Origin of the sequence: Oleisolibacter albus, from assembly GCF_003336875.1 — a bacterium.
Lineage (GTDB): Bacteria > Pseudomonadota > Alphaproteobacteria > Azospirillales > Azospirillaceae > Niveispirillum > Niveispirillum album.
The window spans coordinates 141114-164915 of record NZ_QGNJ01000004.1 but is presented as its reverse complement, the minus strand read 5'-3'; the positions used below and the strand labels follow the sequence as shown (position 1 = coordinate 164915).

The 23802-nt window shown below is 69.6% G+C and carries 18 protein-coding genes; 9 read left to right on the top strand and 9 right to left on the bottom strand.

Annotated elements, in window-relative coordinates; translation table 11 throughout:
* The first annotated feature begins 188 nt into the window (after positions 1–188).
* The 4 genes from metX to DK368_RS07290 all read left to right on the top strand — a co-directional run bounded on the left by metX (position 189) and on the right by DK368_RS07290 (position 3099).
* Positions 189–1394 carry a homoserine O-acetyltransferase MetX gene (gene metX / locus DK368_RS07305; protein ID WP_114393274.1) on the top strand — a complete coding sequence of 402 codons (1206 nt, stop codon included), beginning with the start codon at positions 189–191 and terminating at the stop codon, positions 1392–1394.
* Positions 1395–1397: 3 nt separating this feature from the next.
* The gene (gene metW, locus DK368_RS07300) at positions 1398–2084 is read left to right on the top strand and encodes a methionine biosynthesis protein MetW (protein ID WP_114393273.1); all 687 of its coding nucleotides are present in this window, start codon (positions 1398–1400) and stop codon (positions 2082–2084) included.
* 107 nt (positions 2085–2191) lie between these two features.
* Entirely contained in the window at positions 2192–2845 is a 654-nt protein-coding gene (locus tag DK368_RS07295) for a PRC-barrel domain-containing protein (RefSeq protein ID WP_114393272.1), read from the top strand.
* Positions 2846–2916: 71 nt separating this feature from the next.
* On the top strand, positions 2917–3099 hold the full coding sequence (locus tag DK368_RS07290; RefSeq protein WP_114393271.1) for a hypothetical protein: 183 nt from the start codon (positions 2917–2919) through the stop codon (positions 3097–3099).
* Between the two features lie 10 nt (positions 3100–3109).
* On the opposite strand, the gene proB is transcribed toward DK368_RS07290, so the two are convergent.
* The 3 genes from proB to DK368_RS07275 all read right to left on the bottom strand — a co-directional run bounded on the left by proB (position 3110) and on the right by DK368_RS07275 (position 6350).
* Positions 3110–4252, bottom strand: a complete 1143-nt coding sequence (proB, locus tag DK368_RS07285; RefSeq protein ID WP_114393270.1) for a glutamate 5-kinase — start codon at positions 4250–4252, stop codon at positions 3110–3112.
* 145 nt (positions 4253–4397) lie between these two features.
* Positions 4398–5249, bottom strand: coding sequence for a class I SAM-dependent methyltransferase (locus DK368_RS07280; protein ID WP_240002377.1), 852 nt, complete (start codon positions 5247–5249; stop codon positions 4398–4400).
* 75 nt (positions 5250–5324) lie between these two features.
* Entirely contained in the window at positions 5325–6350 is a 1026-nt protein-coding gene (locus tag DK368_RS07275) for an NUDIX hydrolase (protein ID WP_114393269.1), read from the bottom strand.
* Between the two features lie 239 nt (positions 6351–6589).
* Here DK368_RS07275 and DK368_RS07270 point away from each other — a divergent pair, with 239 nt between their 5' ends.
* Entirely contained in the window at positions 6590–11428 is a 4839-nt protein-coding gene (locus DK368_RS07270; protein WP_114393268.1) for an NAD-glutamate dehydrogenase, read from the top strand.
* 188 nt (positions 11429–11616) lie between these two features.
* Entirely contained in the window at positions 11617–11943 is a 327-nt protein-coding gene (gene trxA / locus DK368_RS07265) for a thioredoxin TrxA (RefSeq protein ID WP_114393267.1), read from the top strand.
* A gap of 176 nt (positions 11944–12119) precedes the next feature.
* On the opposite strand, the gene DK368_RS07260 is transcribed toward trxA, so the two are convergent.
* The 6 genes from DK368_RS07260 to DK368_RS07235 all read right to left on the bottom strand — a co-directional run bounded on the left by DK368_RS07260 (position 12120) and on the right by DK368_RS07235 (position 19745).
* Positions 12120–13439 (bottom strand): bifunctional folylpolyglutamate synthase/dihydrofolate synthase, encoded by a 1320-nt coding sequence (locus tag DK368_RS07260; RefSeq protein ID WP_114393266.1) that lies wholly within the window; start codon positions 13437–13439, stop codon positions 12120–12122.
* A 174-nt stretch (positions 13440–13613) separates the two neighbouring features.
* Entirely contained in the window at positions 13614–14546 is a 933-nt protein-coding gene (accD, locus tag DK368_RS07255; RefSeq protein WP_114393265.1) for an acetyl-CoA carboxylase, carboxyltransferase subunit beta, read from the bottom strand.
* 78 nt (positions 14547–14624) lie between these two features.
* Complete coding sequence (trpA, locus tag DK368_RS07250; protein ID WP_114393264.1) at positions 14625–15476, bottom strand: tryptophan synthase subunit alpha; 852 nt, start codon at positions 15474–15476, stop codon at positions 14625–14627.
* 180 nt (positions 15477–15656) lie between these two features.
* Positions 15657–16874 carry a tryptophan synthase subunit beta gene (trpB, locus tag DK368_RS07245; protein ID WP_114393263.1) on the bottom strand — a complete coding sequence of 406 codons (1218 nt, stop codon included), beginning with the start codon at positions 16872–16874 and terminating at the stop codon, positions 15657–15659.
* A gap of 239 nt (positions 16875–17113) precedes the next feature.
* Positions 17114–18988 (bottom strand): stimulus-sensing domain-containing protein, encoded by a 1875-nt coding sequence (locus DK368_RS07240; protein ID WP_114393262.1) that lies wholly within the window; start codon positions 18986–18988, stop codon positions 17114–17116.
* A gap of 61 nt (positions 18989–19049) precedes the next feature.
* On the bottom strand, positions 19050–19745 hold the full coding sequence (locus DK368_RS07235) for a response regulator transcription factor (protein WP_114393448.1): 696 nt from the start codon (positions 19743–19745) through the stop codon (positions 19050–19052).
* Positions 19746–19937: 192 nt separating this feature from the next.
* On the opposite strand from DK368_RS07235, the gene DK368_RS07230 reads away from it, so the two are divergent.
* The 3 genes from DK368_RS07230 (at position 19938) to DK368_RS07220 (ending at position 23709) form a co-directional block, all read left to right on the top strand.
* Complete coding sequence (locus DK368_RS07230; RefSeq protein WP_114393261.1) at positions 19938–20714, top strand: HugZ family pyridoxamine 5'-phosphate oxidase; 777 nt, start codon at positions 19938–19940, stop codon at positions 20712–20714.
* Between the two features lie 91 nt (positions 20715–20805).
* The gene (locus DK368_RS07225; protein ID WP_114393260.1) at positions 20806–21795 is read left to right on the top strand and encodes a hypothetical protein; all 990 of its coding nucleotides are present in this window, start codon (positions 20806–20808) and stop codon (positions 21793–21795) included.
* A 309-nt stretch (positions 21796–22104) separates the two neighbouring features.
* Positions 22105–23709, top strand: coding sequence for a phosphoenolpyruvate carboxykinase (locus DK368_RS07220; RefSeq protein WP_114393447.1), 1605 nt, complete (start codon positions 22105–22107; stop codon positions 23707–23709).
* The last annotated feature ends 93 nt before the right edge of the window (positions 23710–23802 follow it).

Below are 23802 nucleotides of genomic sequence, written 5' to 3'. Positions count from 1 at the left end.
CGTGCAAAAGCAAAGAAAACATTGACACCCCGGACGGCCCTTCCTAGCTCTACTCACCCGCTTGCAACGGGGCCGCCGCCCTGGCGGCGCCCTGGGGCCGGATCGGGTCCGGCCCCGGCCGCGCCACCCCATTTCCGACCCGTCCGGCGCAGCCTCTGCACCGCGGGACACACCAGCAAAGACCCGTGATGACCACGCCCAGCCCGTCCCCGTCCGCCCATGCCCATGCCCGCCTGCCCGGCGAGCAGGTGGTGCTGGGCCGCGACCGGCCCATGCGGCTGGACAGCGGGGTGGAATTGGGGCCTTTCCGTCTGGCCTACCGCACCTATGGCCGGCTGAACGCCGACAAATCCAACGCCGTTCTGGTCTGCCACGCCCTGACCGGCGACCAGTATGTGGCCGACACCCACCCCGTCACCGGCAAGCCGGGCTGGTGGGGGCTGATGGTCGGGCCGGGCCGGCCGCTGGATCCGGACCGCTATTTCATCATCTGCGCCAATGTCATCGGCGGCTGCATGGGCAGCGAGGGGCCGAAGGAGATCGACCCGGCCACCGGCCAGCCCTGGGGCCTGTCCTTCCCCGTCATCACCATCGGCGACATGGTGCGGGCGCAGACGCTGCTGATCGACCATCTGGGCATCGAGCAGCTGTTCTGCGTCATCGGCGGCTCCATGGGCGGGATGCAGGTGCTGCAATGGGCCGTTTCGTATCCGGAACGGGTCTTCTGCGCCGTGCCCATCGCCACGGCGGCGCGCCACAGCGCCCAGAACATCGCATTCCACGAGGTGGGGCGGCAGGCCATCATGGCCGACCCCAACTGGCAGGGCGGCAGCTATCTGACCCGCAACACCCGGCCCACGGCCGGGCTGGCGGTGGCGCGCATGGCGGCGCATGTCACCTACCTGTCCGAGACGGCGCTGCACACCAAGTTCGGCCGCAACCTGCAGGACCGCAGCCGCATCACCTTCGGCTTCGACGCCGATTTCCAGGTCGAAAGCTATCTGCGCCACCAGGGCATCAGCTTCGTCGAGCGCTTCGACGCCAACTCCTATCTCTACATCACCCGTGCCATGGATTATTTCGATCTGGCGGCGGAGCATGGCGGCGTGCTGGCCAACGCCTTCCGCGTGGCCGGGCCGGACGGGACGGCGCGGGGCACCCCGGTACGCTTCTGCCTGGTCAGCTTCAGCAGCGACTGGCTGTTCCCCACCAGCGAGAGCCGGGCCGTGGTCCATGCGCTGAACGCCGTGGCCGCCAATGTCAGCTTCGTGGAGATCGGGACCGACAAGGGGCATGACGCCTTCCTGCTGGAGGTGCCGGAATTCTATCAGGTGGTACGCGGCTTCCTGGACGGGCAGGCCGAGCATCGCGGCCTGACGCGGCGGGGGTCCTGAGCCATGACGACCGCTCCCAAGACGACCGCCCCCGTGACCACCACCCCGGGGGGCACACCGGGTCCAGACCTGCCGGGGACGGCCCCCGCCATCCGCAGCGACCTGCGCCGCATCGCCGACTGGGTCGCCCCCGGCGCCCGGGTGCTGGATGTGGGCTGCGGCGAGGGCGAACTGCTGCATCATCTGGTGCGTGCCAAGGGCGTGGACGGGCGCGGGCTGGAACTGTCGATGGACGGGGTGCGCCGCTCGGTGGGGCACGGATTGTCGGTGATCCAGGGCGACGCCGACACCGATCTGAAGGACTATCCCACCGCCGCCTTCGACTATGTCATCCTGTCCCAGACCCTGCAGGCCACCCGCCGTCCGCGCGAGGTGCTGGAACAGCTGGTGCGCATCGGCACCCACGCCATCGTCTCGGTGCCGAATTTCGGCTATTGGCGCCTGCGCCTGGCCCTGCTGCTGCGCGGGCGGATGCCGGTGACCGACCGGCTGGGCTATCAATGGTGGGATACGCCCAACATCCATTTCTGCACCCTGGCGGACTTCACCACCCTGTGCCGCGACCTGTCGATCCGTATCGAGCGCAGCGCCATCCTGGGTGCCCAGGGCCGCGAGATCCCGGCCGCCGCCGACAGCGGCCCGTCGAACTGGTTCGGCGAACAGGGGCTGTTCCTGCTGCGCCGCGGCTAACGGGGCGCTGCTGCCCCTGCTCTTCCGCAACCGCCCGCCTGCCGCCCGGAACGGCCGTGACCCGCCGCGTGTTTCCCGGTCTGAACCCGTCAAGACCGGAGGCCGCCATGCATCGTCGCCGTTCCCTGCCGCTGGCCGGCCTGTGCTTGGTCCTGGCGGTTTCCGCCGCCTCGGCGCAGCAGCCGCCGACACCGGTGCCCGTCCCCTCCGATCCAGCGGCCACCGATGCCCCGCTGACCACCGGCACCCGGCCGGAGGACGTGCCGACCACCAGCCCGCAGACCGTCAATCCCGGCCTGGACGGCGATGCCCCGGCGGATGACCGGCCCGGCCCCGCGGCGTCCGGCGCCGGTGTGCCTGCCACCGGGGGGCCGGACAGGGAGGACAGCCGCACCGGCAGCATGGCCCCCCCGCCGGGGGCCACCACCATGCGCGGCGTGCCGCAGAGCCGTAGCCCGGCCACCGCCTTGACCCCCGACCGCGCCCGCGCACTGATCGGCCGGCCGGTGCTGGGCAGCGACGGCAAGGATGCCGGCACGGTGCGCGACTTCGTCACCGGACCGAACGGCCTGACCGCTGCGGTGCTGGACCGCGGCACCCAGCTGGTGCTGCTGCCGCTGGAGCGGCTGCACCTGCAGGAGGCCCAGCGCGCCGGGGAAGCGCCCACCCTCCACGCCGCCATGACGGCGGCCGAGATCGGCGCGCAGCCGGATTTCCGCTATGGCGACGGGCTCGGCACCCTGTCGGGTGCGCAAAGGTAAATATCTGCACACCCTATCCGGGCGAAGAGGTCGCCAGGACCGCTGATTTCTGGTCTTATGACATAAGGCGTATGAATAAGGGCGGAAGCGACCGTCCGGTGGAGGACAGCCAGATGCGGACCACGGAACCTTATGGCGAGATGGCGGAGTCCCTGCGCGGCCTGCGGCGTCGGCTGGAGCGGCTGGACTATCTGGCGACGGCCGGTCTCGGCCTCAGCCTGGGTGTGCTGGCCTGGGCCGTGATCGCCGGGTAAGCCCCGCCCGCTATTCCATCACCAGATCGTCGCGGTGGATGATCTCGTCCCGGCCGTGATAGCCGAGGATGGCCTCCGTCTCGCTGCTGCGCCGGCCCAGGATGCGCCGCGCATCCTCGTCGGCATAGGCGGACAGGCCGCGGGCCAGCACCCGTCCGTCCGGCCCCTGGACCAGCACCAGATCGCCGCGGTCAAACGCCCCTTCGATGGCGCGGACCCCGGCCGGCAGCAGGCTGCCGCCCCGGGCCAGCGCCGCGGCGGCACCGGCATCCACCACCAGGGTCCCCATCGGCTTCAGCGAACCGGCGATCCAGCGCTTGCGCGCCGTGCGCGGCTCGGCCGGCGGCAGGAACCAGGTGGCAAGGGCGCCGCCCCGATCCGGCGGGGTCAGCAGGGCCGCCAGCGGATTGCTCCGCTTGCCCTTGGCAATGGCCATGCGGCAGCCGGCGGCCAGGGCGATGCGGGCGGCGGCGATCTTGGTGACCATGCCGCCGGAACTGTAGCCGGGCGGCGGCTCCCCGGCCATGGCGACGATCTCCGGCGTGATTTCGCCGACCACGGGGATATGGCGGGCATCCGGGTCCTTGCGCGGATCGGCGGTGTAGAGCCCGTCGATGTCGGACAGCAGCACCAGCGTGTCGGCGCTGATCATCTGCGCCACGCGCGCCGACAGCCGGTCATTGTCGCCGAAGCGGATCTCCGCCGTGGCCACGGTGTCGTTCTCATTGATGACCGGGACGGCCCCCAGCTTCAGCAGCGTCTCGATGGTGGCGCGGCCGTTGAGATGGCGTTTGCGCATCTCGGTGTCGTCCAGGGTCAGCAGCACCTGGGCCACGGTGATGCCGTGGCGGGCCAGCGTTTCCTGATAGGCGTGGGCCAGACGGATCTGGCCGGTGGCGGCGGCGGCCTGCTTCTCCTCCAGCTTCAGCGGGCGGCCCACCAGCCCCAGATGCTCGCGCCCGCAGGCCACGGCACCGGAGGTGACGATCACCACCTCCACCCCGCGCGCCTTCAGCGCCGCCACATCGTCGGCCACGCTGTCCAGCCAGTCACGGCGGACCCGGTGCGTATCCGGGTCGACCAGCAGGGCCGAGCCGATCTTCACGATCAGGCGGCGGGCACTGCCCAGAGTTTCGACTGTCGCATCCGTCATCGGCCGGCTCACTGGTGCGGGAAACTGGATGCGATTTATGCGGATCGCGGCGCGAAACGGTCAACCGACGCCGGACTATTGCCGCCATGCGGCAGGGGCGGAGCAAACCCCGCCCCCGGCGGCGCCGAGGCCCGGCCGGTTCCGATCAGGACGCCGGCTTGACGAAGCGCAGCGTCATGCGGTCGCTCTCGCCGATGGCCAGGTACTTGTCCCGGTCCTGCTCCTTCAGGGCCAGGGTCGGCGGCAGGGTCCACACGCCCTTGGGATGATCCCTGGTGTCGCGCGGATTGGCGTTGATCTCCGACGCGGCGTCCAGCTTGAAGCCGGCGGCCTCGGCCAGCTTCACCACATGGTCCTGGCGCACATAGCCGCTGGCCGCCTTGGGGTCCTGCGGCTGGCTGTCGGGCGCGCGGTGCTCGACCACACCCAGCACGCCGCCGGGCTTCAGCGCCGCGTACATGGCCTTGAAGGCATCCTCGGCCCAGCCATCGGCCATCCAGTTGTGGACATTGCGGAAGGTCAGCACCAGATCGGCGCTGCCCGGCGGCACCATCTGCAGCTTCTTCGGCCCGAACGCGGTGACCGTCACCTCGCTGTACTGGGCCGGCGCCGCGCCCAGCTTGGCGGCATAGCGGTCCAGGCCGGCCTTGACGTAAGGGGCGGGGCTGTCCTTGTCCCAGCTGGCGGCGATGTAGCGCCCCTTCTCCTTCAGCACCGGCGCCAGCACCTCGGTGTACCAGCCGCCGCCCGGCCAGACCTCCACCACCGTCTGTCCCTGGGACAGGCCGAAGAAGGCCAGCGTCTCCCTGGGATGACGGAAGACGTCGCGCGCCTTGTTCTGGTCGGAGCGGTGGGCACCGGCCAGCGCCGTGTCCAGGGCGGCCGCGGTGGCGGCATCCAGCTCCGTCCGGGCCGCAGCAGGACCGGAAACCGGCGCGGCGGCGACCAGGGCGATCACGGCGGCGGCCGCCAGACGGCCGAGGGGAAAGGCAGGCATCGGAACGGCTCCTCTAGATCGGTTGTCGTCGTCGAGTGTCGGCGGGCGCCGGCAAGGGTGTCGTGCCGGCGACCGCTAATCCTGAACACGCACAGTCGGCAGCCCCACCCCGGCCACCATCCGCTCGCGCAGCACGTCGCGGCGGAAGCGGTACAGTTCGGCCGGACGGCCACCCGTGTTGGCCTCCAGGGCACCGGTCGCCTCCACCAGCCCGCCGGCCAGCAACAGCCGGCGGAAATTCTGCTTGTGCAGCCGCACGCCGGACAAAGCCTCCACCGTGCGCTGCAGGCGGAACAGGGTGAATTGCTGCGGCAGCAGATCGAAGACCACGGGACGGTATTTCAGCTTGCCGCGCAGCCGGCCCAGGGTGACGGCCAGGATGCGCCGGTTGTCGTGGGCCATGGGGGTGCCCAGGCTGGCGGCGGCGTCCGGCTGGTCGGTCCAGCCGGGATCGGCCAGGCCATGGGCCAGACGGATGGCGCGGTCACGCCGCGCCTCCTGCACCAGCCCGGCACTGTAGAGCAGCTCGTACCGCTCCAGCACCCGTTCCGTATCCCACAGATCGTCGGCGGCGAAGCTGGTGGAGACTCGCTCGGCCCGCTTGGCGGCGGCGGCACTGTCGGGGGCGGCGGCCACCCAGCGGCGCAACGCCGGCTCGATGACGCTGGTCAGCAGGTCGGGCTTGCCCTCGCGCCAATCCTCCCAGGGGAAATAATCGTACCAATCATGCCATTCGGCCTCGCCGCTGCCGGACAGTGGCGCCTCCTGCACCAGGGCCATGTAGCCCACAGTCACCACGCGGGCACCGCCGGCCAGTTCCCGCGGGTCGCGGAAGCGGTCGCCGAAGGTATAGAGCTGCTCCACATAGCGCAGCGGCAGGCCGGTCTGTTCCTCCACCCAGCGGCGCAGGCCCTGTTCCAGGGTGCGGTCGCGGTCGGCATCGAAAGGGCCGAAGGGCAGCGCATCCAGGCCATCGCTGGCGTCGCGCTGGGCCGGCGTGGCCAGATCATGGGTCATGCGACGGACCACCAGCACGCGCGGCACTTCGTCCGTCACGGCAACGGTCACGGCAGTCAGACCCAGGACGGTCGAGTCGGCCATCGGCTGTCAGGTCCCTCCGTATCAGCGGGCGCAGGCACGCGCCCCAGGTGCAAGTCCTTCGAATAGGCGGTTTTTTACGGCAAAGAACCGCCGTGCGCAAACGTCGCCGCGCAAAAGCCTTGCGCAATCCGCCCCTGCCCCGGCGGGGTTTGCCGACCAGCCCATTTGCTGCCATCAAGGCGGTCGACTAAGAAAGGCCCCGGTGCTAATGCGGGCCTGTTCCGATTGGGAGAAACGTCATGGCGCTCAAGCTGGCGCAGCGGAAGGTCGAGCTGATTGAACAGGTCGTGGGCAATGTCCATGTCCGCCTGCCCCGGGAGGATGCCGGACCGGCCGAGGCCTTCGTCCGCCGCTTCTATGCCAATGTGGCGCCCGAGGACATGCTGCGCCTCGGTCAGAACGAGCTGTACGGCGGCGCCATCGCCGCCTGGCAGTTCGCCGCCCGCCGCCGCCCCGGCACGGCCCAGGTGCGGGTTTTCAATCCGCGCATCGACGTGGATGGCTGGCATGCGCCGCACACCGTGGTCGAGATCGTCAATGACGACATGCCGTTCCTGGTGGACAGCGTCTCCGCCGAGCTGAACCGCCACGGCCTCAGCGTGCATCTGGTCATCCATCCGGTGATGCATGTCCGCCGCGATGGCGAGGGCCGTCTGACCGCCCTGGCCGACGCGGGCGCCGAAGGGGTCATCGCCGAGTCGGTCATGCATATCGAGGTCGACCAGCAGATCGACCCGGCCGTGCTGGACAGCGTGCGTGACGGCATCGCCACCGTGCTGGCCGATGTGCGGCTGGCGGTGGAGGACTGGCGCTCCATGCGGGCGCGGGTCACCGAGACCGTCTCCGCCACCAAGTCCGCCACCGTGCCGCTGGCCCAGGAGGAGGTGCAGGAAAGCCTGGCCTTCCTGCGCTGGATGGACGAGGACCATTTCATCTTCCTGGGCGTGCGCGAATACCGCTTCGGCGAAGAGGCGGGCGAGCTGACGCTGGACATCCAGGCCGGCGCCGGCCTGGGCCTCCTGCGCGACGACGAGATCAACATCTTCGAGGGTCTGCGCCACTTCTCCGCCCTGCCGCCGGAGGTCAAGGCCTTCGTGCGCCAGTCCCGCTTCATGATGGTGACCAAGTCCCGGCGCGAGAGCACCGTGCACCGCCGGGTGCCGCTGGACGCGGTCATGGTCAAGGTCTTCGACGCGAAGGGCGTGGAGATCGGCGAACGGCTGTTCGTCGGCCTGTTCACCAGCACCGCCTACAACCGCTCGACCCGCGAAATCCCCTATCTGCGCCAGAAGGTCTCCCACACCCTGGCCCGTGCCGGCTTCGACCCGCGCGGCCATGACGGCAAGGCCCTGCTGCACATCCTGGAGACCTATCCCCGCGACGAGCTGTTCCAGGTCGGCGAGGACGAGCTGCTGGAGACGGCGCTGGGCGTGCTGCATCTGCAGGAGCGCCAGCGCGTGGCCCTGTTCCTGCGCCGCGACCCGTTCGAGCGCTTCGTCAGCGCCCTGGTCTATGTGCCCCGCGACCGCTACGACACCGATCTGCGCCGGCGCATGCAGACCCTGATCGAGCGGGCCTTCCAGGGCACCACCACCCAGGCCAATGTGCAGATGACCGAGAGCATGCTGGCCCGCGTGCATCTCATCATCGCCACCAGCCCCGGCAAGGTGCCGGAGGTCGACGGGACCGAGCTGGAGCGGCAGCTGATCGAGGCCGCCCGCGGCTGGCGCGACCGGCTGGTCCAGGCCCTGGTGGAAACCCATGGCGAGGCCGAGGGGCTGACCCTGGCCCGCCGCTACACCCCGGTGCTGCCGGCCAGCTATCAGGAAGCCTATTCCGCCGACCAGGCGGTGGTGGATATCGGCCGCATCGAGCAGGCCCTTACCGGCCAGGTCGGGCTGAATCTCCACCGCCCGGAGGGGGCCGGTGCCGCGGAGCTGTACTTCAAGGTCTACCAGAAGGACCAGCCCGTGCTGCTGTCGCGGGTGCTGCCCATGCTGGAGGATCTGGGCGTGACCATCCGGGCCGAGGGCGGCCCCTTCGAGATCGCCCTGCCCGCGGGTACCGTCTATGTCCAGGATTTCGAGATGGTCACGGCCGACGGCCGCGCCGTGGCGCTGGACACGGTGAAGACCAATTTCGAGGAGGCCTTCCGCACCGTCTGGACCGGCGAGACCCAGACCGACGGCTTCAACAAGCTGGTGCTGCTGGCCGGCATGACCGGGCGCGAGGTCAGCGTCTTCCGCGCCTATGCCAAATACCTGAAGCAGGCCCGGTTCGACTTCAGCCAGGAATATATCGAGGACACGCTGGCCGCCCATGCCGGCATCGCCCGGCTGCTGCTGTCGCTGTTCCGCACCAGCCATGACCCGGCCCTGCTGGCCCGTCTGGGCCAGCAGGAGGTTGACACCCAGCGTAAGGGCCTGATCGTCGAGATCGACCACGCGCTGGACGCCGTCACCAACATCGATGAGGACCGCATCCTCCGCCGGCTGCTGAACGTCATCCGGGCGACGCTGCGCACGAACTTCTTCCAGGCCGGCGCCGACGGCCAGCCCAAGAGCTACATTTCCTTCAAGCTGGACAGCGGCTCCATCGATGAACTGCCGCTGCCGCGGCCCTGGCGCGAGATCTGGGTCTATTCCCCGCGGGTGGAGGCCATCCATCTGCGCGGCGGCAAGGTGGCCCGTGGCGGCATCCGCTGGTCCGACCGCAAGGAGGATTTCCGCACCGAGATCCTGGGCCTGATCAAGGCGCAGATGGTGAAGAACGCCGTCATCGTGCCGGTGGGCAGCAAGGGCGGCTTCGTGGTCAAGAACCCGCCGCCGGCCAGTGCCGGACGCGAAGCCCTGATGGCCGAGGTGGTCGAGTGCTACAAGACCATGATGCGCGGCCTGCTGGACATCACCGACAACCTGAAGAAGGGTGCGGTGATCCCGCCGACGGACGTGGTGCGGCTGGACGGGGACGACCCCTATCTGGTGGTGGCGGCCGACAAGGGCACGGCCACCTTCTCCGACATCGCCAACAGCGTCAGCCGCGACTATGGCTTCTGGCTCGATGATGCCTTCGCCTCCGGCGGCTCGGCCGGTTACGACCACAAGAAGATGGGCATCACCGCCCGCGGCGCCTGGGAGGCGGTGAAGCGCCACTTCCGCGAGCTGGGCAAGAACACCCAGGCCCAGGACTTCACCGTCGTCGGCGTCGGCGACATGTCGGGCGACGTGTTCGGCAACGGCATGCTGCTGTCGCCGCATATCCGCCTGATCGCCGCCTTCGACCACCGCCACATCTTCATCGACCCCACCCCGGACGCCGCCGCCAGCTGGGCCGAACGCAAGCGCCTGTTCGACCTGCCCCGGTCCAGCTGGGCCGACTATGACAAGACCAAGCTGTCCGCCGGCGGCGCCATCTTCGAGCGCAGCGCCAAGTCGCTGGTGCTGACGCCGGAGATCAAGGCCGCCCTGGGCCTGACGCACGACCGCGTCACCCCGGCCGAGCTGATGCAGGCCATCCTGCGGGCCGAGGTGGAGCTGCTGTGGCTGGGCGGCATCGGCACCTATGTCAAGGCCGCGGACGAGAGCAACGCCGAGGTCGGCGACAAGGCCAACGACTCCATCCGCATCAGTGCCGGCGAGCTGCGGGCCAAGGTGGTGGGCGAGGGCGCCAATCTGGGCTTCACCCAGCGGGGCCGCATCGAGGCGGCCCAGGCGGGCATCCGCCTGAACACCGACGCCATCGACAACTCGGCCGGCGTCGATACCTCCGACCATGAGGTCAACATCAAGATCCTGCTGCGGGACGTGATGGACCGCGGCCAGATGGGCCTGGAGCAGCGCGACACCCTGCTGGCCGAGATGACCGACGAGGTGGCCGAGCTGGTGCTGGCCGACAATTACAAGCAGACCCAGGCCCTGAGCGTGGCGCAGGCCCAGGCGCCGGACCTGCTGGAGGATCAGGCCCGCTTCATGCGCTGGATGGAGAAGGCCGGCAAGCTGAACCGTGCCATCGAGTTCCTGCCCGATGACGAGGAGGTGGCCGCCCGGGCACAGGCCCGCCGCGGCCTGACCCGGCCGGAGACGGCGGTGCTGCTGGCCTATGCCAAGATCGACCTCTACGACAAGCTGCTGCACAGCGGTCTGCCGGACGATGCCGATATGGTCCACGACCTGGTCCGGTATTTCCCCACCGCCCTGAAGCAGCGCTTCGCCAGCTTCATCGAAGGGCACCAGCTGCGGCGGGAGATCATCAGCACCGTCGTCACCAACGGCATGGTCAACCGCGTCGGCCCGACCCTGGTGTGGGAGATGGTGGAGCAGACCGGTCGGGGCGAGGAGGACGTGGCCCGCGCCTATCTCATCACCCGCGAGGCCTTCGGCCTGCGCGCCCTGTGGAGCGGGATCGAGGCGCTGGACACGCGGGTGCCGGCCGCCCTGCAGACGCGCATGATCCTGGCCACCAACCAGCTGATGCGCCATGTCATCCCCTGGGTGCTGACCAATGGCCGCTATCCCCTGGATGTGCGGGCCGAGGCCGGACGGCTGGCCCCGGCGGCGGAAGCCGTGCTGGCCGCCCTGCCGACGCTGCTGAGCGAGGGGGCCCGCACCCATCTGGCCGCCGTCACGGCGGAGCTGGTGGAGGCCGGCGTTCCGGCCGGGCTGGCCGGGCGCATCGCCGCCCTGCCGGCTCTGGCCGGGGCGGCCGACATCGCCGCCATCGCCCAGGAGTGCAGCCAGCCGGTGGAAGCCGTGGCCCGCGCCTATTTCGGCCTGGGCGACCGGCTGGGCTTCGACACGCTGCGCGAGCGGGCCGGCGCCATCCGCACGGAGACGCACTGGCAGCGGCAGGCGGTCGGCGCCATCATCGAGGACCTGTGGGGCCTGCAGGCCCGGCTGTCGGCCCGCGTTCTGGCCGGCGCCGGCGGCAGTGGCGACCCCATCGCCGCCTTCACCGCCCAGCGCCAGGGCCCCATGGACCGCATCCAGGGCCTGCTGGGCGAACTGCGCAGTGCCGCCAGCGTCGATCTGGCCATGCTGGCCGTGGCCGGACGCCAGCTGCGTGGCCTGACGGCGGGCTGACGGCGGAAGAACCGGAAGGGGCGGGACTGACGGGGGCGGCGCATGTCGGGCGCCCCCGTCGCGGCCGACGCAGGACAGACGTGCGGCCGACGCCGCCTTGACCGGCCCCGGCACGGGTGCCACATTCCAGCGACGCCGGGAACGGTATGTGACCGGCAGCGAGACACACAAGATATTGGGGGTTCCCCATGGCCGACGCCATTTCCCATGTGACCGATGCCACCTTCGACTCCAACGTGCTGAAGGCCGAAGGCCCGGTTCTCGTGGACTTCTGGGCCGAGTGGTGCGGCCCCTGCAAGATGATCGCCCCCGCCCTGGACGAGATCGCGACCGAGCTGGCCGGCGCCGTCACCGTGGCCAAGGTCAATATCGACGACAATCCCAACATCCCGACCAAGTACGGCGTGCGCGGCATCCCGACCCTGATGCTGTTCAAGGACGGCCAGGTCGCCGCCACCAAGATCGGCGCCATGCCGAAGCAGGCTCTGAAGGACTGGGTGAAGAGCGTGCTCTGACCCCTGGCGTCAGCCAGCAGACATACGAACGGCGGGCCCTGCGGCCCGCCGTTTTCGTTGGCGCGCGCGGTCTGCCGCCCCTTGGTCCCCGCCATCGCGGGGACGATGCGGAGAGGCTGGGGATGACGGCGAGGGGGAAAGGCGGAGTGAGCCACGCACCCGCCGTCGCTGCCGGCTCAGCCGTTGTCGCGCAGCACCCTGCCGGCCAGGTAGAGCGAGCCGCAGATCAACACCCGCGCCGAGGGGCCGTCGGCCTGCACCAGCCGGTCGAGCGCAGCCTGGACGCTGTCGGCGGATTCTGCGGCGGCAATGCCAGCAGCCCGGGCCTGGGCGGCGGCATCGTCCGGGGGCAGGGCATTGGCCTCGCCGGGGATGCCCACGGCCAGCAACCGGCGCACATGCGGCACCAGCGGGCGCAGGAAATCCTGGGGCTGCTTGCTGCCCAGCATGCCGAAGATCACATCCACCGGCTGGCCGTCGGCGGTCCAGGCGGCCAGCTGCTTGGCCAGCACCTCGCCGGCACTGTCATTGTGGCCGCCATCCAGCCACAGCGCCCAGCCCGGCGGCAGCGTCGCCGCCAGCGGCCCGCGGGTCAGGCGTTGCAGCCGGGCCGGCCATTCCACCCGGCGCAGGCCGGCGGAGATGGCGTCCCTGTCCAGATCATAGGGCAGATGGCGGGCGGCGCTGATGGCCAGCCCGGCATTGTCCAGCTGGTGCGCGCCCAGCAGCGCGGGATAGGGCAGGTCCAGCACCTGACCGTCGGCGCAGTAGCGCAGGCCGCTGCCGCTGTCGCGGGCCGTCCAGTCCTCGCCATGGAGGTAGAGCGGCAGGCCCAGCTCACCGGCCCGTTCCCGGAACACCCGGATCACGGCGGGATCGGCCTGGGGACCGGCCACGGCGGGGCAGCCGGCTTTGAGAATGCCTGCCTTCTCCCAGGCGATCTCGGCCAGGGTGCCGCCCAGGAACTGCATATGATCGTAGGAGATGCGGGTCAGCACACTGACCGCCGGGCGGGCGATGACGTTGGTGGCATCGAGCCGCCCGCCCAGCCCCACCTCCAGCAGCACCAGATCGGCCGGGGTGCGGGCGAAGGCCAGGAAGGCGGCGGCCGTGGTCACCTCGAAGAAGGTGATGGGGTCGGTCCCGTTGACACGCTCCACCTCCTCCAGCAGGTCGGCCAGCACCTCATCCCCGATCAGCTTGCCGGCCAGACGGATGCGCTCGCGGAACTGCACCAGATGCGGGCTGGTATAGACATGCACCTTCAGCCCGGCCGCCTCGGCCATGGCACGCAGGAAGGCGACGGTGGACCCCTTGCCGTTGGTGCCGGCCACATGGGCCACCGGCGGCAGGCGCCGCTCGGGATTGCCCAGCTTGGCCAGCAGCCGTTCGATACGGCCCAGCGACAGGTCGATGGTCACGGGATGCAACTGCCGCATCCGCTCCAGCACAGCCTCCAGCCGCGCCGTCTCCGTCGCCACCACCGCCTTGATCATGATCCCCTGCCCGTTGCCCGTCCTCACCACCGGCTGCCGACCCGTGACCGATCGACACCCGCCCCCCTCATGCGCCGGCTCATGCGCGGGATACGCGCCCCCGCACGGCGAGGCCCGGTTGCCCGGGCGGATGGCCTTCGGCCGGCGACATGAGGTGCTCTTGATTCCCCCGGCTTACTCGGCGCCCGGAACAGGCACCGGTCCGGTCCGCAGCCCGCCGCGGTCCTCGGCGGGCATCAGCCGCACGATCTCCGCCCCCGGTCCGGGACGGCGCAGCAGGTCGATGAGGCGGCCCAGCGTGTCCTTCAGCGCCTTGCGGTGAACGACCATGTCGACCATGCCGTGTTCCAGCAGATACTCGGCGCGCTGGAAGCCCTCGGGCAGGGTTTCGCGGATGGTGTTCTCGATCACGCGGGCACCGGCGAAGCCGATGACGGCGCCGGGCTCGGCGATGTGGATATCGCCCAGCATGGCAAAGCTGGCGGTAACGCCGCCGGTGGTGGGATCGGTCAGCACCACCACATAGGGCAGGCCGGCCTCCTTCACCATCTCCACGGCGATGGTGGTGCGCGGCATCTGCATCAGCGACAGGATCGCCTCCTGCATGCGCGCCCCGCCCGAGGCCGGGATGACGACCAGCGGCGCCTGCTGCAGCACGGCCAGCCGGGCGGCGGCCAGCAGCCCCTCGCCCACGGCCATGCCCATGGAGCCGCCCATGAAGCTGAAGTCGAAGCAGGCGACCACGGCGGCCTGGCCGTTGATCTTGCCGTGGGCGACGCAGAGCGCGTCCTGGCGGCCGGTCTTGCTCTGGGCTTCCTTCAGCCGGTCGGTATAGCGCTTCTGGTCGCGGAACTTCAGCGGATCGACCAGCACCTTGGGCAGCTCGATGGTCTGATAACCCGGGTCCAGCAGCATCTTCAGGCGCTTGACCGGGTCCAGCCGCATATGGTGGCCGCAATGCTGGCAGACATGCAGGTTCTCTTCCAGGTCGCGGTGGAAGATCATGGCCCCGCAGTTCGGGCACTTCAGCCACAGATTGTCCGGGACCTCCTTCTTGGAGACCAGGGCCTGGATCTTGGGCCGGACGAAATTGGTAAGCCAGTTCATGGGCGTCTTCGCTCAAAGGCCGCGGCCGCCCGCAGGCGGAGCCGGCGGCCGTCCGTCGATGATGGGCCGTGGTTTAGCCTATTTCCGCGCGTTTCGCACGCCTGCTGCGAGGGAGCGGACGAAACCCAGCACTGCGTCGACCAGACCGGGGCCCGGACGGCCGTCGGCGTCCAGGTTGCGCTCGATCTGGCGGACGATGGCGCTGCCGACCACGGCGGCATCGCCGATGCGGGCCACGGACGCCGCCTGTTCCGGCGTATTGATGCCGAAGCCCACAGCCACCGGCAGGCTGGTATGGCGGCGCAGCCGGTCCACCGCCGCCTGGATCGTGGCCGCGCTGGCGCTGGCGGCACCGGTGATGCCGGTGATGGAAACATAATAGACGAAGCCCGACGTGTTGGTCAGCACCGCCGGCAGGCGGGCATCGTCGGTGGTGGGTGTGGTCAGGCGGACGAAGTTGACGCCGGCCGCCAGGGCCGGCAGGCACAGCTCCGCATCCTCCTCCGGCGGCAGATCGACGATGATCAGCCCGTCCACCCCGGCCGCGCGCGCATCGGCCAGGAAACGGTCCACGCCATAGCTGTAGATGGGGTTGTAATAGCCCATCAGCACCATCGGCGTCTCGGCGTCGCCGCGGCGGAATCCGCGCACCAGATCCAGCGTGGAGACCATGCCGGCCCCCTGGCCCAGGGCGCGCAGGCCGGCGGCCTGGATGGCCGGACCGTCGGCCATGGGATCGGTGAAGGGCATGCCCAGCTCGATCAGGTCGGCCCCGGCCGCCGGCAGGCCCTTGAGGATGGCCAGGGCCGTGTCATGGTCGGGATCGCCGGCCATGACGAAGGTGACGAGACCGGCCCGGCCCTCCGCCTTCAGGGCGGCGAAGCGGCGGTCGATGCGGCCGGAAGCGGAAGCGGTGGACGACACGGACATGGGCGGCACGCTGGTTGGGCTGGGGGAACGGGGGCTGACCATATCGGCTGCCCCGGCGACGGACAATGATGGCGCCGGACACGGGCGACGCCGGAGGGGGGCGACGCCGGATAGGGGCGGCGCCGGACGGGGCGGCCCGGGACGCCCTTGCGGACAGCCAGGTGACAGGCCGGGCGCGGATCACATGGTGACACCCAGATGCTTGGCGACCGTGAAGATGTCCTTGTCGCCACGGCCCGACAGGTTCAGCACCAGCAGCGTGTCCTTGGACAGGGTCGGCGCCATGCGGGCGGCCACGGCGATGGCGTGGCTGGACTCCAGGGCCGGGATGATGCCCTCGGTCCGGGCGCAGAGCTGGAAGGCATCCAGCGCCTCGCGGTCGGTGGCGCTGACATATTCGACCCGGCCCACATCGCGCAGCCAGGAATGCTCAGGACCGATGCCGGGATAGTCCAGCCCGGCCGAGATGGAATGCCCCTCCAGGATCTGGCCGTCCTGGTCCTGCAGCAGATAGGTGCGGTTGCCGTGCAGCACCCCCGGTCGGCCGCCGGTCAGGCTGGCGGCATGGCCGTTGGGCACGTCCAGACCGTGGCCCGCCGCCTCCACGCCGACCATGCGCACGTCGGGATCGTCCAGGAAAGGATGGAACATGCCCATGGCGTTGGACCCGCCGCCGACGCAGGCCATGAGGATGTCGGGCAGGCGCCCCTCCGCCTCCAGAATCTGCTTGCGGGTCTCGTCACCGATGACGCACTGGAAGTCGCGCACCAGGGCGGGATAGGGGTGCGGGCCGGCCACGGTGCCGATGATGTAGAAGGTGTCCTCCACATTGGTCACCCAGTCGCGCAGCGCCTCGTTCATGGCGTCCTTCAGCGTGCGGCTGCCCGAGGTGGCCGGCTTGACCTCGGCCCCCAGCAGCTTCATGCGGAAGACGTTGGGCGCCTGACGCTCGATATCGACCTCGCCCATGTAGATGGTGCAGGGCAGGCCGAACAGTGCGGCCACGGTGGCGGTGGCGACACCGTGCTGGCCGGCCCCGGTCTCGGCGATGATCCGGGTCTTGCCCATGCGCCGGGCCAGCAGGATCTGGCCCATGCAGTTGTTGATCTTGTGCGCGCCGGTGTGGTTCAGCTCCTCGCGCTTCAGATAGATCTTGGCGCCGCCCAGCTCCCGGGTCAGCCGCTCGGCGAAGTAGAGCGGGCTGGGCCGGCCCACATACTGGGTCAGATAGCCCTGCAGCTCGGCATGGAAGGCGGGATCGGCCTTGGCCGCGGCATAGGCCTTCTCCAGCTCCAGCAGCAGCGGCATCAGCGTCTCCGCCACATAGCGGCCGCCATAGATGCCGAAATGGCCGCGCTCATCCGGGCCGGAACGGAAGGTATTGAGAGGCTGGGTCATGAAAACGCGCCCGTGCTGCAGTCACTGGTCAAGGGACAGGGACAGTAGAGCGGGACACCCCTGATTCCAAGGGGGGCGATTCCACGAAAATCAAACAGCCACTTGTATAGTCAGGTATTTGCCGGGACAGAAATATCAGCGGCCGCCGGTTCTGGTTCAGGTTCCCTCAGGCGCAGGGCGGCGGCATCCGCCGCCTTGGCTTGCGCGGGCATAGGCCCGCGGGCCGGCGGTCGCCGGCCTTAGCCCCGCGGCAGCACCACGGTGAAGACGGCGCCCTGGATGCCGCCGTCCGGTCCCTTGCGGTTGTCGGCGAAGATGCGGCCCTGCAACGCGTCGATGATCTGTTTCGAGATCGACAGGCCCAGACCGGAATGCTTGCCGAAGGCTTCGGATTTCGGCCGCTCGCTGTAGAAGCGGTCGAAGATGGCGGCCAGCTTGCCCTCGGGGATGCCCGGCCCCTGATCCTCCACCGTGGCCTCCACCCGGTCGGCGAAGGCGCGGGCGCGCAGGGTGACGGTCCCGCCCGGCGGGGAGAAGGACAGGGCATTGGACAGCAGGTTCTGGAACACCTGGGTCAGCCGCCCCTCCAGCCCCGGCACCACCAGATTGGCCCCGGCCGGCAGATCCACCTGCACCCGCACGGGGGCGGCATCCGCCGCCTCTCCCTCCTGGCCCGTGGAGGCCCCCAGGGCAGCGTTATGCTCCAACGGGACATTGTGGATATCGGCCAGCATGGTCAGGACCTGGCCCACATCCACCGGCTCGGTATTGGCGCGGGACAGTTCGGCATCCAGGCGGCTGGCGTTGGAGATGTCGCTGATCAGCCGGTCCAGCCGCTGCACATCGTGGTGGATGATGGCCAGAAGGCGCTGGCGCTGCTCGTCGGTCTTGACCAGCTGCACCGTCTCCACGGCGCTGCGCATGCTGGTCAGCGGGTTCTTGATCTCGTGCGCCACATCGGCGGCGAAGCGCTCGATGGCATCCATGCGGTTCCAGATGGCCGCCGTCATCTCCCGCAGGCTGACGGACAGGTCGCCCACCTCGTCGCGCCGGCGCGAGAAGTCGGGGATGGTGGCCTGACGGCCATGGCCGGTGCGGACGGCGTCCGCCGCTTCGGCCAGCCGACGGATGGGGCGGGCGATGGTGCCGGCCAGATAGAGCGACAGCAGCACGGTGACACCCAGCGTGCCGCCGAACAGACGCAGGATGTCCATGCGGAACTCGCGCACGGCCCGGTCGATCTCGCTCCCGGTGCGCGAGATATAGACGGCGCCCAGCACCTTCTTGTAGCGCTGGATCGGCACCGCCACCGTCAGCAGCATATCGGTGCGGCCATCGACACGGGCCACACGCCAGACATTGTTGCCGATCTCGCCGTTCAGGGCCTTCTGCACATCGGGGAAGGCATCGGCCCGCATGTCGGATTCCATGGGGTAGGCCGGCAGGTGCTCCCGCTCGGGCACGGCATTGACGGCATAGTCGTAGAGCCGGATACCCAGTTCGCTCAGGGGGTTGCCGTCGCGCAGGGGCGGCAGCTCCTCGATCTGCACCATGCTCTTCGGCCCGCCCAGCACGCGGCTGTCGGCCACCAGCTCGCCCGACGGGGCGAACAGGCGGGTGCGGGTGTCCGTGGTCTCCACCAGCCGGCGCACCATCTGCCGGGCCAGTTCGTAGGACAGATCGCTGGACGGTTCGTTGAACTCGTCGAAGCTGGGCTCGATGGCGCCTTCCCCCAGGGCGCCGGCGAAGATCCGCGCCTCGGTGGTCAGGCTCTCCAGCTCCTTGCCGATCAGCCATTGCTGATAGGTGCCGAGATAGAGCAGGCCGCCCATCAGCGTGCCCAGCGCCAGCACGTTGACGGCCAGGATGCGCAGGGTCAGCGGCGAGATCGGGCGCAGCCGGCGGCGGCGGCGCGGCGGTCTGGTTTTGGCAGCAGCCTTTTCCCGCTTGGCCGGCGCCTTTTGTCCGGATGTTCCCGGCTTGCCCCGCGTCCCATCGGCCTTGGCCGGCGGGTCGGGTGCCGGCTGCGCCGGGACACGCGGCCCCGCCCGCAGGTCCCTATTGGGTCGCAGGACCGCATCGGGCGCGGCACCGTCTTGTCCTGTAACGGTCATGCGGCATTACATTCTTTTGTATGTAACGCCGGAATTGGCGCTACCTCGGACGCACCGCCGCTTATTCACGGTACTTGTAACCGACACCGTACAGGGTTTCGATCTGGGCGAAGTCCGTATCGACGGCCTTGAACTTCTTGCGCAGGCGCTTGATGTGGCTGTCGATGGTGCGGTCATCCACATAGATGTGCTCGCCATAGGCGGCATCCATCAGCTGGTCGCGGTTCTTCACATGACCCGGCCGCTGGGCCAGGGCCTTGACCAGCAGGAATTCGGTGACCGTCAGGTCCACCTCCCTGCCCTTCCAGGTGCAGAGATGGCGCGACCCGTCCAGCATCAGCTCGCCGCGGATCAGGGTCTGGCCGGGATCGACCGTGCCCTTGCCCTGGGCCAGTTCGCCGCGCCGCAGCAGGGCCTTGATACGCTCGATCAGCAGGCGCTGGCTGAACGGCTTCTTGATGTAGTCGTCCGCCCCCATGCGCAGACCGGTCAGCTCATCGGTCTCGTCGTCCTTGCTGGTGAGGAAGATCACCGGCATCTGCGAAGTCTGGCGCAGGCGCTGCAGCAGCTCCAGCCCGTCCATGCGCGGCATCTTGATGTCCAGCACGGCCAGATCCACGGGACGCCCGCTCAGACCGCGCAGGGCCTCGTCGCCGTCGGTATAGGTACGGACATCGTATCCCTCCGCCTCCAGGGCGATGGAAACTGAAGTCAAAATGTTGCGGTCGTCATCGACCAGGGCGATCGTCTGGGCCACCGTCTTGTTCTCCAACGGCCATCGGGGTGATGCTGCCGGGATGCCGCTGGACCATGCCACAGCCGCCCCCGCCTGTTCCCCTTTGCCAGGGTCACACAGCACTTTCAATATGGCACGAGTGGGGCGTGCCCGATGAGAGCCTACCCCTTCTGCGTCGCCTTTGCGCCTCCCTTTGCACCAGGACAGCCCATCATGAGCGACAGCACCGCTTCGCCGACCGCCGGAATGGAGGGGTTTCCCGCCACCGCCCGCCACGTCATGCGGGCGTGCGGACAGGCGGCGCTGGCCACGGCCCAGCGCGACATGATAGCCCCCGCCCAGGGCGGCTGGCCTTACCCGTCCCTGGTGCTGGTGGCGCTGGATCTCGATGCCACACCGCTGTTGCTGATCTCCGATCTGGCCGACCATACCCGCAATCTGGCGGCCGACAGCCGCGGCGGGCTGCTGTTCGACGGGACGGGCGGCCATGCCGACCGGCTGACCGGTCCGCGTGTCTCCGTCCTCGGCCGGCTGGCGCCGTCGGCCGATCCGCGGCTGCGCGCCCGCTTCCTGGCCCGCCATCCCGAAGCCGAAGGCTATGCCGGATTCCGCGACTTCGCCCTGTGGCGGCTGCTGCCGGAGCGGGCGCATCTGGTGGCCGGCTTCGGCCGCATCCGCTGGATCGCCGGCGGGGATCTGCTGCTGCCGGCGGCGCAGTGGCAGGCCCTGGCCGAACGGGAGGCCGACATCGTCGCGCATATGAACGAGGACCATGCCGACGCGCTGCAGCTCTATGCCACCGCCCTGCTGGGCCGGCAGGGCGGCGACTGGCGCATGACCGGCATCGATCCGGAGGGGTGCGATCTGCATGACGGCAGCGAGTCGGCGCGCCTGTCCTTCCACACGCCCGTCGCCACGGCGGACGAAGCCCGGGCGCAACTGGTCCGCCTGGTCAAGCAGGCCCGGACGACGGGACAGTCGGAATCCTGACGGGCCAGGGGGGCGACGGAGCGGACGGCGGATTGTACGGCAAGCCCCCGTCCGCTATTGCTGTCACCGCCTTGCCGTCGATGGGGGGGCCATGCGCCCGATTCCGCTTCTTCCCGCCCTGCTGGGGCTGCTTCTGGCCGGTACGGCCCAGGCCGCCCGGGCCCAGGATCTCTGCCCCGATCCGGACATGGCGGCCCAGGAAGGGGCGCTGAAGGCGGTCCATATCACCAGGCCCGCTCCCGACCAGAGCTTGCAGGGAACGCGCAGCCAACCGGCCCGCGACGGCGGGACCTGGTTCGTGTCCCTCTGGCGCCGGTGCCCCCCGGACAAGAGCGGCGCCGACCAGGACGGGCTGACGCTGACGCTGCACCACGCCGCCGCGGGCGGCGGTCCGGCCACAGAGGTCGCCACCGGCCTGCTGCCGGATCAGGTGGGCGGCGCCCCCGCCGATCCCCCCGTGCTGGACCAGGGCAAGGACACGCTGGTCCTGGCCGATGTCTGGAATGGCGGCAACTGCGCGGGCTGCGAGCATGTGGCCGTGCTGGCCGTGGATGGCCGCAGCCTGACGGAGATCGCCCCGCCGCGCGACGTCGTCGTCAACAATCTGGACACCGGTTCCGGGACGGAGCCGATGCCGCCGACCCTTCTCGGCTTCGATCCCCGCTGGACCGGGTTCGCCGATCTGCCGACGGCCTTGGCACCAAGTTCAACGATCCGGCTGGAGCTCAAGGACCGGATCTGGGTGGAACGCTGCACCGCCGCCCGCGAGGATTATCTGGGGTCCGCGTTCGAACAGGCGGAGATGCTCGATTCGCTGCTGGCCGAACCGAGTGAGGATGGCGGCGCCGAAGCCTTCAGCCTGGCCCTGTCCATCGTCCTGGACGAGCTGAACGCCGGCCAGCCGGCCAAGGAGGTTCTGGCGGCCCTGGACCGACGGCTGACGGCGCAGAAGGCGGACCGCCGCCGCTGGTCGGCCGGTTTCCAGCATGCCGCCGCACAGCTCCGCCAGGCGCTGCAAAATGCCGCAGCCAGCGGCGCGCTGGATCGCGGCTGCCCGGCTTTGGGCCTGCCGCGCCCGTGAACCGTGCCTCACCGCCGCCCCCCCTCCGACCGGGGCAGGCCAAGGGGTGGATCGGTCTAGCGACCCGGAGGGTTGCAGCCCCCGGGCGAGAACGGTAAGTGTACGCCTGCCGTTACAAGAGACGGGTGGTTGTGTTGCGAAGGGCACTACCATTCGTCCGCCTCGCCCAGGTCGGTGGTCGCCTGTGCGGACCGCATCCGGGTTCATCCATGTCCGCAGGCGGTGTCGCGGCGGCGGATGGGCCGGGACGGCGGCCGCGGCACCGGCCCGACGCAGGCAACGGTTCGGATCATCAGGGAGATCACGAACGTGGAAACCACCGGTCCCGTCATCAGCAGCTTCGGCCTTGACTATCTGGGCCTGCACAATCTCAAGGCCGCCCACTGGAACCTGTCGCCGGGCTCGCTCTACGAGGAAGCCCTGCGCCGCGGCGAGGCCGCCCTGTCCCGCGATGGCGCCCTGGTGGCGATCACCGGTCAGCACACCGGCCGCTCGCCCAACGACAAGTTCACCGTCCAGGAGGAGACCACCTCCGACGACATCTGGTGGGGTCCCAACAAGGCCTTCACCGAGGACGGGTTCGACCGGCTGCATGCCCGCGTGACCTCCTACCTGCAGGGCCGCGAGGTCTTCGTGCAGGACCTCTATGCCGGCGCCGACCCGGAACACCGCCTGCCGGTGCGCATCGTCACCCAGCACGCCTGGCACAACCTGTTCGCCCAGAACATGTTCATCCGCCCGGCCTACCAGGACCGGCGGGATTTCGAGCCGCAGTTCACCGTGCTGCAGGTGCCCGACTTCAAGGCCGTGCCGGAGCGCGACGGCACCCGGTCCGAGACCTTCATCATCATCAACTTCAAGCGCCGGCTGGTGCTGATCGGCGGCACCTCCTATGCCGGCGAGATCAAGAAGTCGATCTTCTCGGTCCTGAACTTCCTGCTGCCGGCCAAGGGCGTGCTGCCCATGCACTGCTCGGCCAATATCGGCCCCCAGGGCGACACCGCCATCTTCTTCGGCCTGTCCGGCACCGGCAAGACCACGCTCTCCGCCGACAGCAGCCGCACGCTGATCGGCGATGACGAGCATGGCTGGTCGGACACCAGCGTCTTCAACTTCGAGGGCGGCTGCTACGCCAAGGTCATCCGCCTGTCGGCGGAGGCGGAGCCGGAAATCCATGCCACCACCAGGCGCTTCGGCACCGTGCTGGAGAATGTGGTGATGGACCCGGCCAGCCGCGAGCTGGACCTGGACGATGCGCGCTATACCGAGAACACCCGCGCCTCGTACCCCATCGACTTCATCCCCAATGCCAGCGCCACCGGCATCGGCGGCCAGCCCAAGAACATCATCATGCTGACGGCCGACGCCTTCGGCGTGCTGCCGCCCATCAGCAAGCTGTCGGCCGAACAGGCCATGTACCACTTCCTGTCCGGCTATACGGCCCGCGTGGCCGGCACGGAAAAGGGCGTGACCGAGCCGCAGGCCACCTTCAGCACCTGCTTCGGCGCTCCCTTCATGCCGCGCCATCCCACCGTCTATGCCAAGCTGCTGGGCGAGAAGATCGCCAAGTACGGCTCGAACTGCTGGCTGGTGAACACCGGCTGGACCGGCGGCGCCTATGGCACCGGCAAGCGCATGTCCATCAGCCACACCCGCGCCCTGGTGCGGGCGGCCCTGGACGGGCGGCTGGCCAGCGTGGCCCACGCGCCGGAGCCCAATTTCGGCCTGCTGGTGCCGTCGGGCTGCGATGGGGTGCCGACCGAGGTGCTGACGCCCAAGAACACCTGGAGCGACAAGCACGCCTATGACGCCACGGCCCGTGAGGTGGCGCGCCGCTTCGAGAGCAACTTCCAGCAGTTCGAGTCCCATGTGGACGAGAAGGTGCGGGCCATCGCCATCCGGTCGGCGGCGTAACGGCCGGCCCCCCAGGCCGGCCGGCGCAGAACCGGCCGCGGGGAACGACGCGAAGGGAGGAACCGGGCCGGGGGAGCGATCCCCCGGCCCGGC

Excerpts from the sequence above, each read along its gene's own strand:
- DK368_RS07280 (WP_240002377.1), bottom strand. The coding sequence starts at position 5,249 with ATGCCTGCCTTTCCCCTCGGCCGTCTGGCGGCCGCCGCCGTGATCGCC.
- proB (WP_114393270.1), bottom strand. The coding sequence starts at position 4,252 with ATGACGGATGCGACAGTCGAAACTCTGGGCAGTGCCCGCCGCCTGATC.
- DK368_RS07240 (WP_114393262.1), bottom strand. The coding sequence starts at position 18,988 with ATGACCGTTACAGGACAAGACGGTGCCGCGCCCGATGCGGTCCTGCGA.
- metW (WP_114393273.1), top strand. The coding sequence starts at position 1,398 with ATGACGACCGCTCCCAAGACGACCGCCCCCGTGACCACCACCCCGGGG.
- DK368_RS07260 (WP_114393266.1), bottom strand. The coding sequence starts at position 13,439 with ATGATCAAGGCGGTGGTGGCGACGGAGACGGCGCGGCTGGAGGCTGTG.
- DK368_RS07225 (WP_114393260.1), top strand. The coding sequence starts at position 20,806 with ATGCGCCCGATTCCGCTTCTTCCCGCCCTGCTGGGGCTGCTTCTGGCC.
- DK368_RS07230 (WP_114393261.1), top strand. The coding sequence starts at position 19,938 with ATGAGCGACAGCACCGCTTCGCCGACCGCCGGAATGGAGGGGTTTCCC.
- trxA (WP_114393267.1), top strand. The coding sequence starts at position 11,617 with ATGGCCGACGCCATTTCCCATGTGACCGATGCCACCTTCGACTCCAAC.
- DK368_RS07270 (WP_114393268.1), top strand. The coding sequence starts at position 6,590 with ATGGCGCTCAAGCTGGCGCAGCGGAAGGTCGAGCTGATTGAACAGGTC.
- DK368_RS07290 (WP_114393271.1), top strand. The coding sequence starts at position 2,917 with ATGAATAAGGGCGGAAGCGACCGTCCGGTGGAGGACAGCCAGATGCGG.
- trpA (WP_114393264.1), bottom strand. The coding sequence starts at position 15,476 with ATGTCCGTGTCGTCCACCGCTTCCGCTTCCGGCCGCATCGACCGCCGC.
- trpB (WP_114393263.1), bottom strand. The coding sequence starts at position 16,874 with ATGACCCAGCCTCTCAATACCTTCCGTTCCGGCCCGGATGAGCGCGGC.
- accD (WP_114393265.1), bottom strand. The coding sequence starts at position 14,546 with ATGAACTGGCTTACCAATTTCGTCCGGCCCAAGATCCAGGCCCTGGTC.
- DK368_RS07295 (WP_114393272.1), top strand. The coding sequence starts at position 2,192 with ATGCATCGTCGCCGTTCCCTGCCGCTGGCCGGCCTGTGCTTGGTCCTG.
- metX (WP_114393274.1), top strand. The coding sequence starts at position 189 with ATGACCACGCCCAGCCCGTCCCCGTCCGCCCATGCCCATGCCCGCCTG.
- DK368_RS07275 (WP_114393269.1), bottom strand. The coding sequence starts at position 6,350 with ATGGCCGACTCGACCGTCCTGGGTCTGACTGCCGTGACCGTTGCCGTG.